Origin of the sequence: Anaeromyxobacter sp. K, from assembly GCF_000020805.1 — a bacterium.
GTDB lineage: Bacteria > Myxococcota > Myxococcia > Myxococcales > Anaeromyxobacteraceae > Anaeromyxobacter > Anaeromyxobacter dehalogenans.
Genome location: NC_011145.1, coordinates 4,760,687 through 4,774,541, shown reverse-complemented (window position 1 = coordinate 4,774,541; position 13,855 = coordinate 4,760,687). Strand labels below are relative to the sequence as shown.

General features: G+C 73.3%; 11 protein-coding genes. 8 read left to right on the top strand and 3 right to left on the bottom strand.

All coding sequences use genetic code 11. The features are described from left to right. The first annotated feature begins 48 nt into the window (after window positions 1-48). Complete coding sequence (gene ilvD, locus ANAEK_RS21285) at window positions 49-1,731, top strand: dihydroxy-acid dehydratase (RefSeq protein WP_012528195.1); 1,683 nt, start codon at window positions 49-51, stop codon at window positions 1,729-1,731. Here ilvD and ANAEK_RS21280 read toward each other — a convergent pair. After that, window positions 1,685-2,803: an HNH endonuclease signature motif containing protein gene (locus tag ANAEK_RS21280; RefSeq protein ID WP_012528194.1), complete on the bottom strand. Its 1,119-nt coding sequence runs from the start codon at window positions 2,801-2,803 to the stop codon at window positions 1,685-1,687. The genes ilvD and ANAEK_RS21280 overlap by 47 nt on opposite strands. 511 nt (window positions 2,804-3,314) lie before the next feature. Here ANAEK_RS21280 and ANAEK_RS21275 point away from each other — a divergent pair. The 3 genes from ANAEK_RS21275 to ANAEK_RS21265 all read left to right on the top strand — a co-directional run bounded on the left by ANAEK_RS21275 (window position 3,315) and on the right by ANAEK_RS21265 (window position 4,580). Continuing rightward, the gene (locus ANAEK_RS21275; RefSeq protein ID WP_012528193.1) at window positions 3,315-3,635 is read left to right on the top strand and encodes a multidrug efflux SMR transporter; all 321 of its coding nucleotides are present in this window, start codon (window positions 3,315-3,317) and stop codon (window positions 3,633-3,635) included. Window positions 3,636-3,687: 52 nt separating this feature from the next. Further along, window positions 3,688-4,077: a multidrug efflux SMR transporter gene (locus tag ANAEK_RS21270; RefSeq protein ID WP_012528192.1), complete on the top strand. Its 390-nt coding sequence runs from the start codon at window positions 3,688-3,690 to the stop codon at window positions 4,075-4,077. 89 nt (window positions 4,078-4,166) lie between these two features. After that, a complete protein-coding gene (locus ANAEK_RS21265; protein ID WP_012528191.1) occupies window positions 4,167-4,580 on the top strand; it encodes a MarR family winged helix-turn-helix transcriptional regulator in 414 nt (137 codons plus the stop codon). A 9-nt stretch (window positions 4,581-4,589) separates the two neighbouring features. Here the strand turns inward: ANAEK_RS21265 and ANAEK_RS21260 are convergent, their stop codons facing one another. Further along, window positions 4,590-5,822 (bottom strand): RsmB/NOP family class I SAM-dependent RNA methyltransferase, encoded by a 1,233-nt coding sequence (locus ANAEK_RS21260; protein WP_012528190.1) that lies wholly within the window; start codon window positions 5,820-5,822, stop codon window positions 4,590-4,592. Between the two features lie 277 nt (window positions 5,823-6,099). Between ANAEK_RS21260 and ANAEK_RS21255 the strand changes: the two genes are divergently transcribed. Genes ANAEK_RS21255 through ANAEK_RS21240 form a run of 4 tightly spaced genes read left to right on the top strand, consistent with a single transcriptional unit; the run spans window position 6,100 to window position 13,057 of the window. Then, window positions 6,100-7,521, top strand: a complete 1,422-nt coding sequence (locus ANAEK_RS21255; RefSeq protein ID WP_012528189.1) for a TolC family protein — start codon at window positions 6,100-6,102, stop codon at window positions 7,519-7,521. Continuing rightward, window positions 7,518-9,224 carry an efflux RND transporter periplasmic adaptor subunit gene (locus ANAEK_RS21250; RefSeq protein WP_012528188.1) on the top strand — a complete coding sequence of 569 codons (1,707 nt, stop codon included), beginning with the start codon at window positions 7,518-7,520 and terminating at the stop codon, window positions 9,222-9,224. The genes ANAEK_RS21255 and ANAEK_RS21250 overlap by 4 nt, the downstream gene beginning before the upstream one ends. A gap of 3 nt (window positions 9,225-9,227) precedes the next feature. Continuing rightward, window positions 9,228-12,509 carry an efflux RND transporter permease subunit gene (locus ANAEK_RS21245; RefSeq protein ID WP_012528187.1) on the top strand — a complete coding sequence of 1,094 codons (3,282 nt, stop codon included), beginning with the start codon at window positions 9,228-9,230 and terminating at the stop codon, window positions 12,507-12,509. Window positions 12,510-12,523: 14 nt separating this feature from the next. After that, window positions 12,524-13,057 (top strand): isoprenylcysteine carboxylmethyltransferase family protein, encoded by a 534-nt coding sequence (locus tag ANAEK_RS21240; protein ID WP_012528186.1) that lies wholly within the window; start codon window positions 12,524-12,526, stop codon window positions 13,055-13,057. Window positions 13,058-13,097: 40 nt separating this feature from the next. Here the strand turns inward: ANAEK_RS21240 and ANAEK_RS21235 are convergent, their stop codons facing one another. Beyond that, window positions 13,098-13,844, bottom strand: coding sequence for an SDR family oxidoreductase (locus tag ANAEK_RS21235; protein ID WP_012528185.1), 747 nt, complete (start codon window positions 13,842-13,844; stop codon window positions 13,098-13,100). Between the last annotated feature and the right edge of the window lie 11 nt (window positions 13,845-13,855).

Here is a 13,855-nt window from a genome sequence, read left to right as displayed (position 1 = left end):
GCGCCGCGGCCGATTGCATTCCACGCGTGTTTCCGCGAAAACGGTGGGATGCGCAGCGACCGGATCAAGAAGGGCTTCGAGCGTGCGCCCCACCGCAGCCTCCTCCGCGCGACGGGCCTCAACGACGGCGACTTCGAGAAGCCGTTCATCGGCATCGCCAACAGCCACATCGACATCATCCCGGGCCACTACTACCTGCAGGAGTACGGCCGGATCGCGAAGGACGAGATCCGCAAGGCGGGCGGGGTGCCGTTCGAGTTCAACACCATCGGCGTGGACGACGGCATCGCCATGGGCCACGAGGGCATGAAGTACAGCCTGCCCTCGCGCGAGCTCATCGCCGACTCCATCGAGACGGTGATGAACGCGCACCAGCTCGACGCGCTCGTCTGCATCCCGAACTGCGACAAGATCGTCCCCGGCATGCTCATGGGCGCGCTCCGCGTGAACGTGCCGACGGTGTTCGTGTCCGGCGGGCCCATGAAGGCCGGCCACCTCCACGACGGCACCCCCATCGACCTCAACACCGCGTTCGAGGCGGTGGGCAAGCGCGCGCAGGGGCAGCTGACCGACGCCGAGCTGTACGAGATCGAGTGCCAGGCCTGCCCGTCCGGTGGGTCGTGCTCGGGCATGTTCACCGCGAACTCGATGAACGTGCTGTGCGAGGCCATGGGCGTGGCGCTGCCCGGGAACGGCACCGTGCTCGCGCTCACCCCCGAGCGCGAGGCGCTGGTGCGCCGCGCCGCGCGGCGGGCGGTGGAGATCGCCGCCGACGAGCGCTTCAAGCTGCGGAACATCGCGAACCGCGACGCCATCCACAACGCCATGGTGGTGGACATGGCCATGGGCGGCTCGTCCAACACCGTGCTGCACATGCTCGCCATCTCGCGCGAGGCCGGCGCGCCGCTGTCGCTGCGCGACATCGAGGAGATCGCCGGCAAGGTCGCGCACATCGCGAAGATCGCCCCTTCGCTCGCGACCGTGCACATGGAGGACATCCACCGCGCCGGCGGCGTCCCGGCGGTGCTGCGCGAGGCGGCCCGCCGCGGCGGCAGCGTCCGCGAGGGCGCGCTGACCGTGACCGGCGAGACGGTGGGCGAGCGGATCCGCGACGCGCGGACCGCCGACCCGGAGCTCATCCGGCCGCTGGAGAACGCCTACTCGCCGGTGGGCGGCCTGGCGGTGCTGTTCGGGAACCTCGCCGCCGAGGGCGCGGTGGTGAAGACCGCCGGCATCCAGCCCTCCATGCGCAGGTTCACCGGCGCGGCGATCTGCTTCGACTCGCAGGACGAGGCCATCGCCGGGATCATGGGCGGCAAGGTGAAGCCCGGGCACTTCGTGGTGATCCGCTACGAGGGGCCGAAGGGCGGGCCCGGCATGCAGGAGATGCTCTCCCCCACCTCGCTCATCATGGGCATGGGCCTCGGCGAGAGCGTGGCGCTCGTCACCGACGGCCGCTTCTCCGGCGCCACCCGCGGCGCCTGCGTCGGCCACGTCTCCCCCGAGGCCGCCGAGGGCGGCGTCATCGGCCTGGTGCAGGACGGCGACCGGATCACCATCGACGTGGAGGCGCGCGCGCTGACCGTGGACGTCCCCGACGCCGAGCTGGCGCGGCGCCGCGAGGGGTTCCGGCCGAAGCGCCGCGACCCCGGCTCGTCCTGGCTCCGCCGCTACGCGCACCTCGTCACGAACGCCGCGAACGGCGCGGTGCTGCGGAGCACGGACCTGTAGCCGCGGTGTAGCGGTCCATCAGCGCGTCCCCGAAGACCTGCCGTGCCGCGAGGAGGTTGTGCGGCCGGCAGACGAGCCGGACGTTGTCGATCGTCGAGGCGCCGCCCAGCGCGACGGGCCGGAGGTGGTCGTACTCGAGCCGGCGCCGGCAGCCACAGCGTTCGCCGGACCCGAGCGTCCACTCGCACCGCCCGCCCGCGCGCCGCCACACCTCCCGCTTCACCTCCGCCGGGATCGCATCGGGGCGGGACGGACCGCGGGTCCGCCGCGGCTTCTCGACCAGGCCGTGGCGCCTCGCCCGCTGGGCGAGGACGAGGTCCAGCCCGCGCTCGAGGATCTCCGCCGCGCTCCCGCCCGGGCACGCGTGCCCGAGCGCGTCGGTCGCGGCCTCGAGCTTCTCGAGGAATTTCCGCGAGACGGTGAGGTGCAAGCGCGCGACCTCCGCGTCGAGCGGCTTCACGGTCTCGCGCCGTGGCGGTGGCGCCGCCGGCAGCGTGGGCGACCCACCCGTGGTCACCAGGGAAGGCGGTTCACCCGGGTGAACCACGGGCCGCGGTGGTTCATCCGGATGAACCGAATCTCCGCGCGGCGCCGAGGGCGGCGAGGATGGCGCGACCAGGGCGAGCGCCCGCGGCGCGGGCCCGGTTGCGCGGACGACGGTGACGACCTCGCGCTCCGGCACCACCGCCGACGGCCGGAGCGCCGCCGCGACCGCCTCCGCGTCGCGACGTGAGAGCCCGAAGAACCGCGGCAGCACCTCGGCGCGGTTCTCAGGGGTGAGCACCTTGGCCAGCTCGTTCACCGTGGACAGGCACAGCTCACCGGAGCGAAGCGCCGACTCGACCTCCGGGAACGCCTGGATGAGCTCGGCCGCCGTCTTCCGGTTCTGGGCGGCGCCCTTCGAGAGCTTCAGCTCCCGGTGGAGGAAGTAGAACAGCGAGGTGTGGCCTAGCTCACGCCAGCGCTGCCGCGCGTCGAAGCGGGCGAGGGCGAGGAGGAAGTCGGCCATGGCGCCGTGCTCGTGGCGGAGCAGCCGGGCGAGGTCTTCGGCGAGTTGACGTGCGGTGTCCATGCCAGAAGCATCGCACGCGAATTTCGCGGTTCGTGAAACGCGCCAGGACCGCCCAGGGCGCACGATCGCCGTCGAGGTGTCGCGAACCCTCGCGACACGCGGCCGCATCGCCGTGGGGCGCTGGCAGCGCGCGAAGGCCTCTCTCTCGGACGCTCTCGAGCGCGCGGCGCCCGCCGCGCCCTGGATGCGTCAAGTGTTCACTCAGGGAAAAACGGGTGCCGCCGGTGCGCAACGCCGGGGCCCGCCTCCGACCTCGCACGCGGCCACCGCGTCCACGGTCCGTCCACTCGCCCCTCGTGAGCCGATCTCGCCCCCAGCGGTTCCGGTCACCCCGTACCGCCCCCGAACCCCGCTGCCCCCCTCTTGCCGTGCCCGCAGACCGCGCATCGCGTTGCATGCACATGCAAGGACTTGACGGCCTTGCCCGGCGTAACTACATGCATGCGCAAGCAATGAGGCTCGACGCGCCGCCCGGCGCCTTCCCGGACCGAACCGACCAGGAGAACCACCCATGAGCTGGATCCATCTCGGCATCGCCGTGATCTTCGAGATCGCGGTGGCCATCTCCGCAGGCAATGCACGAGGCTTCACCCGGCCGTGGTGGACCGCCGCCACGCTCGTCAGCGGGGCGATCGGCACCTTCTTCCTGAGCCTCGCGCTGCTCACGTTCGACGTCGGGGTGGGCTACGCGATCTGGACGTCGGTCGCGGGCGTCGGGGTCGTGATCTTGGGCGCCCTGTTCTTCGGGCAGCGCCTCGGCTGGCAGAAGCTCCTCGGCATCGCGCTGGTCATCGGCGGCGTCGTGGGCCTGCGGCTCAGCGGCGCCGCCTGACCGCAGGCGCCGTCATCCCTTCATCTTCCTGATCATCGACGAGGAGCGAGACGTGACGACGACGAACGAGACGAACAAGGGGAGTGGGCGCGCCTGGATCATGCTGCTGCTCGCGGGGGCCTTCGAGATCGGCTACGCCCTCAGCGTGGCCGGCAGCAGGGCGTTCACCGTGCCCGGCTGGTCCATCTCCGCCGGGGTGTTCTTCCTGCTGACGCTGTACGCGCTGAGCGTCGCCCTGCGCACCATCGACGTCGGGATCGGCTACGCGGTGTGGGCCGGCATCGGCTCGGTGGGCGCGGCGATCCTCGGCAGCGTCCTGCTCGACCAGTCCCTGACGCCGGTCCAGGCGTTCTGGCTGGCGGTCATCATCGCCGGCGTCGTCTGGCTGAAGCTGGCCGACGGCGCGAGGGCCCCGGGGGACGAGCGCCGCGTGCGGGCGTGATCCGGGCGGGCGCCTCCGCGCCCGCAGTTGCTTGCATGGGCATGCACGTGAGAGCATGCGCGCATGCCGTCCGAGAGGAGCGCGCGCCGGTGACGTCGAGGCGAGGCGATGCGTGGCTCGAGCTGGTCCAGCTCGTCGCCGAGGTCGAGGCCGAGCTGGGCAAGGTGCTGCAGGCCCGGCACGGGCTCGGGCTGACGGAGTTCCGCGCGCTGGAGCTGCTGGCGCGGGCTCCGGACTCCGAGCTGCGCATGCAGGAGCTGGCCGGCCAGCTGCGCCTGAACCAGAGCTCGGTCTCGCGCATGGTCGAGCGGCTGGAGCGCGGCGGCCTCACCGTCCGCGACCTGTGCCCGGACGACAAGCGCGGCGTGTACACGGTGCTGACCGAGCGAGGGCGCGCGCGCCTCGCGGGCGCGCGGCCCGACTACGCGCGGGCGCTGGACGTGGCGCTCGAGGCCCACGGGGGCGCGAAGCTGCTGGCGGCGCGCGCGGCGAAGGCCAGGTAGCGCGCCCGGCTATCCCCGCCGCACCCACGCCGCCGCGAAGAACGCGTCGGTGCCGTCGCGGTGCGGCCAGGTCCGCAGGAAGCCGTCCTTCGTGAGCGTGCTCGCCGGCGCGTCCGGGGCGACGCGCACGAACTCCGGGTGCGCCGTCTCGAACGCCTCGGCGACGTCCTCGTCCTCGGCGCGGCGGAACGTGCAGGTCGCGTAGACCAGCCGGCCGCCGGGACGCACGTGCGCCGCGGCGCGCTCGAGGATCCGCGCCTGAAGCGCGGGCAGCCCCTCGAACGCGGCGGGCTCGAGCCGCCAGCGCAGGTCCGGCCCGCGGCGGAGCGCGCCGAGCTCGGAGCAGGGCGCGTCCACCAGGGCGCGGTCCACCCGGAGCTCGGCCGGCGCGGCGGCGCCGTGCACCGCCACGATGCGGGCCGCGCCCGCGGCGATCGCGCGGGTCCGCAGGCGCACCAGCCGCTCCGCGTCGGGATCGACGGCGTGCACGCGGCCAGAAGGCCCCACCGCCGCGGCGAGCAGGAGCGTCTTCCCGCCGGCCCCGGCGCAGGCGTCGAGCACCGCCTCGCCGGCGCGCGCGCCCAGCGCCTCGCCGAGCAGCTGGCTCCCCTCGTCCTGCACCTCGAGCAGCCCCTCCTGCCAGGCGCGCAGCCCGTACACGTTCGGCCGCGGGCCCTCCACCACGAGGCACGCGCGCGCGAGCGCGCCGGGCCGGGTGCGCACGCCCTCGGCCCCGAGGCGCGCCGCGAGCGCCGCCGGCTCGATGCGGAGCCGGTTCGCCCGGAGCGCGACCGGGCCGGGCAGGCACAGTGCGGCGGCGAGCGCGTCCGCCTCCGGGCCGGCCGCCGCGTCGAGCTCGGCGTCGAGCCAGCCGGGCAGGGAGAACCGGTCGGCGGGCGCGGCCGGGGGCGGGCGCGGCGGCGGGAGCGCGCCCGCGGGGACGCCGGCGAGCGCCTCGGCGACGGCCGCCTCGCGCCCACCCAGGTCCCGCAGCAGCGCCGCGAGCAGCAGCGCCGGCGGCGCCAGCGGATCGCCGAGCTGCGCGCGCAGCCGGCGCCGCCAGAGCCCCACCCCGAAGATCGCCTCCGCCACCGCGACGCGCCCCGGGGCGTCGAGCGCCGGCCGGGCGCGCAGCGCGCGGGTCACGACCCGCTCCGCGGCGCCGCCGGCGAGCACCTCCGCGAGCTCGGGCTCGAGGCCCGGACCCGTGCCGTCGAGCGCCTCCCACGCGACGCTCGCCACCCGGCGCTCCGCGTCGGTCGTCGCGGACGGTGGGGGTGGGACGCGAACGGGCATGGGGTCGGCGGCGCCCGGGCCGGGGGCGCGGTCCGCGGCAGGATACCCCGCCGGGGCCCGATGGAGGGGGCCCTGGGTTCACGCGGGAATGCGTGACGCCGCGGGTTACACGTGACGCAGGCGGCGGGGCCGGTCCGTCGAAAACCGACGGGATTTCCGATTGATCAGGCTGCGGTCCGGCCGCCGCCGGGTGGCACGCGCGCTGCTTAAGGAGCTGCCCCGTATGAGACGACTCCGTCCCGCAATCCTGCTCCTCGTCGCCGCCGCGCCGGCCCTCTCCGCCGCGGAGGGGCGCGTCCCGCTCGCCGACGATCCGGCGCTCGCCCGGCTCGTCTCCGAGACGCTGGAGGCGCGGCCCGAGCTCCGCTCCGCGCACGCCATGGCCCGCGCCGAGCACGAGCGCGTCCCGCAGGCCGGCGCGCTGCCGGATCCGGTGCTGTCGCTGGGCCTGCAGAACGACGGCTTCGGCGGGATCCAGGTCGGCAAGATGGAGACGAGCTACTACTCCATCGGCCTCGCGCAGACGTTCCCGTTCCCGGGCAAGCGCGCGCTGCGCGCCGAGGCGGCGGCGGCCGGCGCGAGCGCGGCGATCGCGTCGCTGGATCGCGCGCGGCTCGGCGCCGAGGCGGACATGCGCCGCGCCTACGTGGACCTCGTGCTGGTCCGCGACCGGCTGGCGCTCCTCGGACGCCTGGAGGCGCTCTGGGCGCGGTCGGAGGGCACCGCCCGCTCCCGCTACGAGTCCGGCGTGGGCGCCCAGACCGACCTGCTCCGCGCGCAGCTCGAGCGGACGCGCCTGCGGCAGCGGCGCGTCGCGCTCGAGGCGGAGGAGCGCGCCCGCCGGGCGGTGGTGAACCGCCTGCGCGGCCAGCCCGCCGGCGAGCCCGTCGAGACCATCGCCAGCCTGGAGGCGCTCGCCGACCCCGCGCTGCCGGAGCGCGACGCGGCGCTCGCCGACGCGGAGGCGCGCAGCCCGGAGCTGGCCTCGGCGCGGGCGGCGGCGCAGCAGGCGGATCGCGAGGCGGCGCTGGCGCGCCGCGAGCGCTTCCCGGACGTCACCCTGAGCGCGGGCCTGATGCCGCGCGGCGCGCTCGAGCCGATGTGGCAGGTGGGCCTGTCGGTCCCGCTGCCGGTCTTCTCGGGCCGCAAGCAGTCGCGCGCGGTGGCCATGAGCGCGGCCCGGGCCGAGAACGGCGTCGCCGCCGCGGACGCGTTCGCGCAGGTGGTGCGCCTCCGGGCGCTGCAGCGCGAGGAGTCGCTGGCGGCGGCGCTCGAGACGCTCGCGCTCTACCGCGGCGGGCTCCTGGTGCAGTCGCGCGCGACCGCGGAGAGCGCGCTCGCGCAGTACGTCACCGGCCGGGTGCCGTTCGCGTCGGTGCTCGAGGCGCTGGCCGGCACGGTCTCCGACGAGGAGGGGTTCCTCGGCGTGGCGGCCGAGGCGCAGCGGCTGTGGGTCGCCTCGCGCGAGGTCAGCCTCGACGAGGCGCTCCCGGGCGGCGCCGCGGGCGGCGGCGGGGGCATGCCCGGCGCGGGCGGTGCGGCCTCCGCCGCCGCCCCGGCCCGTGCGGCGGGCGGCGGCGCGCAGGCGGCGGCCTCCGGCGGTTCCTCCTCTTCTTCCTCTTCCTCGATGGGCGGTGGCATGTGAGCGACGCGACGATCCCGACGAACCCGAACGTTCCCCCTCCGCCGCGGCGCGCGCGCGGGGCGCTGATCCTGCTCGCGGCGCTGCTCGCGGGCGCGGCCCTGGGCGGCGGCGCGGTGCTCCTCGCCGGCGGCCTGCGCGGCGGCGAGGCCGGCGACGGCCACGACCACGCGGCCCACGCCGAGAAGAAGCAGCTCTACACCTGCCCGATGCACCCGACGATCGTGCAGGACCACCCGGGCGACTGCCCGCTCTGCGGCATGAAGCTCGTGCCCATGGAGCAGCCGCAGGGCGCCGCCGGGAGCGGCGCGGCCGCGGGAGGCGGCGCCAGGACCGGCGCCGGCGAGCAGAAGCCGCAGTACCAGTGCCCGATGCACCCGAGCGTCGTGCAGGACCACCCCGGCGACTGCCCGATCTGCGGCATGAAGCTGGTGAAGGTGGACGGGGGCGGCGGCGCCGGCGCGAAGGGCGAGCGCAAGATCCTGTTCTACCGCTCGCCCATGGACCCGAAGCAGACCTCGCCCACGCCGCGCAAGGACGAGATGGGGATGGACTACCTGCCCGTCTACTCGGACGAGGGCGGCGGCGCGGCCGACGTCGAGGGGCTCGCCACGGTGAGCATCGACCCGTCGCGGCAGCAGCTCATCGGGCTCCGGACGGCCCAGGTCACGCGCGGCACGGTCGGCGGCGCCTGGCGCACGGTCGGCCGGGTCGCGGTGGACGAGACGCGCGTGAAGCACGTGAACGTGAAGATCCCGGTCTACGTGGAGCGCATCTACGTGGATTTCGTGGGCAAGCCGGTGAAGCGCGGCGAGCCGCTGTTCTCGGTCTACAGCCCCGACCTGCTCGCCGCGCAGGAGGAGCTCCTGCTCGCGCTGCGCACGCAGGGCACGCTGGCGGGCTCGCGCGCGGTCGGGGGCGACGCGCTCGTCGAGGCCGCGCGGCGCAAGCTGCAGCTCTGGGACGTCCCGCCGGCGGAGATCCGCAAGCTGGAGGAGACCGGGAAGCCGACGAAGACGCTCACCTTCTACTCGCCCATCTCCGGCGTGGTGGTGAAGAAGGACGTGGTCGAGGGGATGAAGCTCGACGCGGGCGCCATGCCCTACGAGATCGTGGACCTCTCGCAGGTCTGGGTGCTCGCCGACGTGTACGAGCGCGAGCTGCGCAACGTGAAGGTCGGCCTGCCGGCCACCCTCACGCTGAACGCGTTCCCGAACCACCCGTTCAAGGGGAAGGTGTCGTTCATCGACCCGCTGCTCGATCCCAAAACGCGCACCGTGAAGGTCCGGCTCGCGTTCGCGAACCCGACCGGCGAGCTCAGGCCGGAGATGTTCGGCGAGGTGGTCCTGCAGGGGAAGGCGCGGGAGGGGCTGCGCGTGCCGGCCGACGCGGTGATCGACTCGGGCACGCAGAGCGTGGTGTTCGTGGCGCTCGAGGAGGGCAAGTTCCAGCCGCGCGCGGTGAAGCTCGGCGCGTCCGACGGCACCTCCGTCGAGGTGGTCTCGGGCCTGCACGAGGGCGAGAAGGTCGTCACCCGGGCGAACTTCCTCATCGACTCGGAGTCGCGGCTCCGCGCCTCGCTCGCGGCGCTGGCGCCGTCCGGCGGCGCGCCGGCGGCTCCGGCCGCGGCGACGCCGGCCGACGCGGGCAAGGCGTCCGGCGGCGCGGACGCGGGCTCCGGCCACGCCGGGCACGAGGGTCGGTGAGCCATGATCAAGGCCATCATCCGCTTCTCCGCGCACAACAAGTACCTGGTCATCGCCGCCACGGTGGTGGCGCTGGTCGGCGCGTGGTGGACGATGCGGAACATCCCGCTCGACGCGCTGCCGGACCAGTCCGACACGCAGGTCATCGTCTACTCGCAGTGGGACCGCAGCCCGGACATCATCGAGGACCAGGTCACGTATCCGATCACCACGGCGCTGCTCGGCGCGCCGAAGGTGAAGGCGATCCGCGGCTTCTCCGACTTCGGCTTCAGCTACGTCTACGTCATCTTCGAGGACGGGACCGACCTCTACTGGGCGCGCACCCGCGTGCTCGAGTACCTCTCCAAGATCCAGCCGCAGCTCCCGGCCGGCGTGAAGACCGAGCTCGGTCCGGACGCGACCGGCGTCGGCTGGGTCTTCCAGTACGCGCTGGTGGACCGCTCCGGGCAGCACTCGTCGGACGAGCTCCGCTCGTACCAGGACTGGTTCCTGCGCTACTCCGTCCAGAGCGTGCCGGGCGTGTCGGAGGTCGCCACGGTGGGCGGCCAGGTCCGGCAGTACCAGGTGACCGTCAACCCGAACGCGCTCGCCGCCTACAAGCTGCCGCTCGACGCGGTGGTGCAGGCGGTCCGCGCCGGGAACAACGACGTGGGCGGCCGCCTGGTGGAGCTGGCGGGCCGGGAGTACATGGTCCGCGGCCGCGGCTACGTGAAGACCATCGCGGACCTCGAGAACATCGTGCTCAAGGCGGAGGGCGGCACGCCGGTCCTGGTGAAGGACGTGGCGACCGTGGCGCTCGGCCCGGAGATGCGGCGCGGGGTGGCCGACCTCGACGGCGAGGGCGACGTGGTGGGCGGCATCGTGGTGATGCGCCACGGCGAGAACGCCCTCAACGTGATCCACCGCGTGAAGGCCAAGCTCGAGGAGGTGAAGCCGTCGCTGCCGAAGGGCGTCGAGGTGGTCACCACCTACGACCGGTCCGAGCTCATCGACCACGCCATCGAGACGGTGACGCACAAGGTGATCGAGGAGGTGATCATCGTCTCGATCATCATCCTCATCTTCCTGTGGCACATCCCGTCGGCGATCATCCCCATCGTCACCATCCCGGTGTCGGTCGCGCTCTCGTTCATCCCCATGTACCTGATGGGCCTGAACGCGAACCTGATGTCGCTCTCCGGGATCGCGATCTCGATCGGCGTGCTGGTGGACGGCGCCATCGTCGAGGTCGAGAACGCCTACAACAAGATCTACCACTGGATACAGGACGGGAAGAAGGGCGACTTCCACGAGGTCCGCCTCGAGGCGCTCCTCGAGGTCGGGCCGGGGGTGTTCTTCTCGCTGCTCGTCATCGCGGTCGCGTTCATGCCGGTGTTCACCCTGGTGGACCAGGAGGGACGGCTGTTCCGGCCGCTCGCGTACTCGAAGAACCTCGCCATGGCGATCGCGGCGCTGCTCGCGATCACGCTCGACCCGGCCATGCGCATGCTGTTCGCGCGCATCGAGCCGTACACCTTCCGGCCCCGCTTCGCCTCGGCGATCGCCACCCGCGTGCTGGTGGGCAGGTACTACTCGGAGGAAGGCCACCCCATCTCGCGCGTCCTGCACCACCTGTACGAGCGCCCCTGCCGCTTCGTGGTCCGCCACGCCAAGGCCACCATCGCGGTGAGCGCGCTGCTCGTGCTCACCACCATCCCCGTGTTCCGGCACCTCGGCTCGGAGTACATGCCGCCGCTGCGCGAGGGGACCATCCTCTACATGCCGAGCGCGGTCGAGCCGGGCATGTCGGTGGCCGAGGCGCAGAAGGCGCTGCAGGTGCAGGACAAGATCCTGAAGACCTTCCCCGAGGTGGAGCGCGTCTTCGGGAAGGCGGGCCGCGCCAACACCTCCACCGACCCGGCGCCGTTCACCATGATGGAGACGACCATCATCCTGAAGCCGGAGCGGGAGTGGCGCGAGCACCCGCGCTGGTACTCGTCCTGGGCGCCGGAGTGGCTGAAGGCGGGCCTGCGCCCGTTCTGGCGCGACCGGATCTCGTACGAGGAGCTCGAGCACGAGATGGACCAGGCGCTGCAGCTCCCCGGCATCTCGAACGCCTGGACCATGCCGATCAAGGGGCGCAACGACATGCTCTCGACCGGCATCCGCACGCCCATCGGCATCAAGGTGGCGGGCGCGGACCTGGCCGAGATCGAGAAGATCGGCCTCGACGTCGAGGCGGCGCTCACCAAGGTGCCCGGCACCCGCAGCGTCTACGCGGAGCGCGTGGCCGGCGGCTACTTCCTCGACTTCGTGCTGAAGCGCGACCAGCTCGCCCGCTACGGGCTGAGCGTGGACGCCGCGAACATGATGGTCATGACCGCGGTGGGCGGCGACAACCAGTCCACCACGGTGATGGGCCGCGAGCGCTACGGCATCAACGTCCGCTACGCGCGCGACTACCGCGAGGACCTCCAGTCGCTCCGGCGCGTGCTGCTGCCGCTCCCCGGCGGCCAGGGCCAGATCCCCATGGAGGAGATCGCCGACGTGGAGCTGGCGCAGGGCCCGTCGATGATCCGCGACGAGAACGGCCTGCTGGCCGGCTACGTCTTCGTGGACTTCGACACCTCGAAGGTGGACGTGGGCAGCTACGTCGAGCAGGCCAAGAAGGCGGTCGCGGCGGGGGTGAAGACGCCCACCGGCTACTCGATGACCTGGAGCGGCCAGTACGAGAACATGATGCGCGTGAACGAGCGGCTGAAGCTCATCCTGCCCATCACGCTCGTGCTCATCTTCTTCCTGCTCTACATGAACACCCGCAGCACCTTCAAGGCGAGCGTCATCATGCTGGCGGTGCCGTTCTCCGCCATCGGCGCCATCTGGCTGCTGTGGATGCTCGACTACAACATGTCGATCGCGGTCTGGGTCGGGCTCATCGCGCTGATGGGGCTCGACGCGGAGACCGGCGTGTTCATGCTGCTGTTCCTCGACCTCTCCCACGACGAGTACAAGAAGAAGGGGCTGCTCCGCACCGAGAGCGACCTGGTGGAGGCGATCATCCACGGCGCGGTGAAGCGCGTGCGGCCGAAGGCGATGACCGTGCTCGCGGCCATGCTGGGCCTGCTGCCCATCATGTGGTCCACCGGCACCGGCGCCGACCTCATGAAGCGCATCGCCGCGCCCATGGTCGGCGGCCTGGTGACGAGCTTCCTCCTCGAGCTGACCGTGTACCCGGCCATCTACTTCCTCTGGAAGCGCAAGGAGGTCGTGAAGGACGGCCAGGCCACCCCGGCCATCGCCGCCTGACGCCCGGAGCCCGCGTGGAATCCCTGCTCTCCGCCGAAGGCAGCCTCACCCTCGCGATCTCCGCGCTCGCGATCGTGCTCGGGTACCGCTTCACGCTGCCGGAGCGCGGGCGCGACTTCGCGGGCATCCTGGTGTACGTCGCGGCGATCGCCGCGACGCTGGCGGCCGCGTACGGGTTCGTCCCGCGCGCGGGCGCCGTCGATCCCGGGCTGGCCGGCCGCATCCCGGGCGGCCTGCTGCTGGTCGCCGGCTTCCTCCTGGCGGGCGCCTCGTTCCGCGCCCGGCTGGAGGCGGGCCGGGGACGGCTCGCGACCGGCGGCCCGTACGCGCGCATCCGCCACCCGCTCTACCTCGGGCTCGGCATGGTGCTCGTGGGCCACCTCGTGCGCCTGCCCTCGAGCGCCGGGCTCGTCCCGACCGCGCTCGCGCTCGCGAGCTACGTCTTCGCCGCCGCCGCCGAGGAGCGCGAGGCGGCGGCGCGGTTCGGCGCCGAGTGGGAGGCGTACGCGCGGCGGACCGGCGCGGTGGTGCCGCGCCGCCGCCGCTGAGGTACCGCGCCTCCGCCGCCGCCGCGAGCAGCGCTTTCGGTCACAGCTGCGACAGCCCGCCGTCCACCGGGAGTTCCGCCCCGGTGGTGAACGTCGCGTCGAAGGCGAGGAACAGGGCCGCCCGCGCGACCTCCCCCGGCGAGCCGATCCGCCCCATGGGCGTGAGCTCGTTGCCCTCCTTCTCGAACGCCGCGACCTCCTCCTTCGACGCACCCGTCACGCCGAGCGTCGGGGTGGCCGTGAAGCCCGGGCTCACCGCGTTCACGCGGATCCCGCGCGGCAGCAGCTCCGTGGCGAGCGTCCGCACGAACGACCGGACCGCCGCCTTCGCGCCCGAGTAGGCGCTCAGGCTGGGCACGCCGAGCTCGTCGGCGACGGACGTCGTGAAGACGAACGCGCCGCCTTCGTGCACCAGGGGCGCGAGGCGCTGCGCCGTGAAGTAGGCGCCCTTCGTGTTGACGGCGAAGGTGCGGTCGTACTCCTCCTCGGTGACGCGATCGAACGGGGTCAGCTTCGAGAACCCGGCGTTGACGAAGGCGGCGTGGATCCGGCCGAGCTCGCGTTCGACGATCGCACCGAGCGCGGCGACGTCGGCGAGCTTCGAGGTGTCGGAGCGTACGACCCGCGCGCGCGGCCCGAGCTCGCGCCGCGCCACCTCCAGGCCCTGCTCGGAGCTTCCGGTGACCAGCACCTCGGCGCCGTTCTCGAGCAACACCCTGGCGATCGCCAGCCCGATGCCCGCGGTGCCGCCGGTGACCACGGCCTTCTTTCCAGTGAACCTCTCCATGAAGACGCTCC

Coding starts and splice junctions, on each gene's coding strand:
- ANAEK_RS21235 (WP_012528185.1), bottom strand. CDS start 13,844: ATGGAGAGGTTCACTGGAAAGAAGGCCGTGGTCACCGGCGGCACCGCG.
- ANAEK_RS21280 (WP_012528194.1), bottom strand. CDS start 2,803: ATGGACACCGCACGTCAACTCGCCGAAGACCTCGCCCGGCTGCTCCGC.
- ilvD (WP_012528195.1), top strand. CDS start 49: ATGCGCAGCGACCGGATCAAGAAGGGCTTCGAGCGTGCGCCCCACCGC.
- ANAEK_RS21245 (WP_012528187.1), top strand. CDS start 9,228: ATGATCAAGGCCATCATCCGCTTCTCCGCGCACAACAAGTACCTGGTC.
- ANAEK_RS21275 (WP_012528193.1), top strand. CDS start 3,315: ATGAGCTGGATCCATCTCGGCATCGCCGTGATCTTCGAGATCGCGGTG.
- ANAEK_RS21255 (WP_012528189.1), top strand. CDS start 6,100: ATGAGACGACTCCGTCCCGCAATCCTGCTCCTCGTCGCCGCCGCGCCG.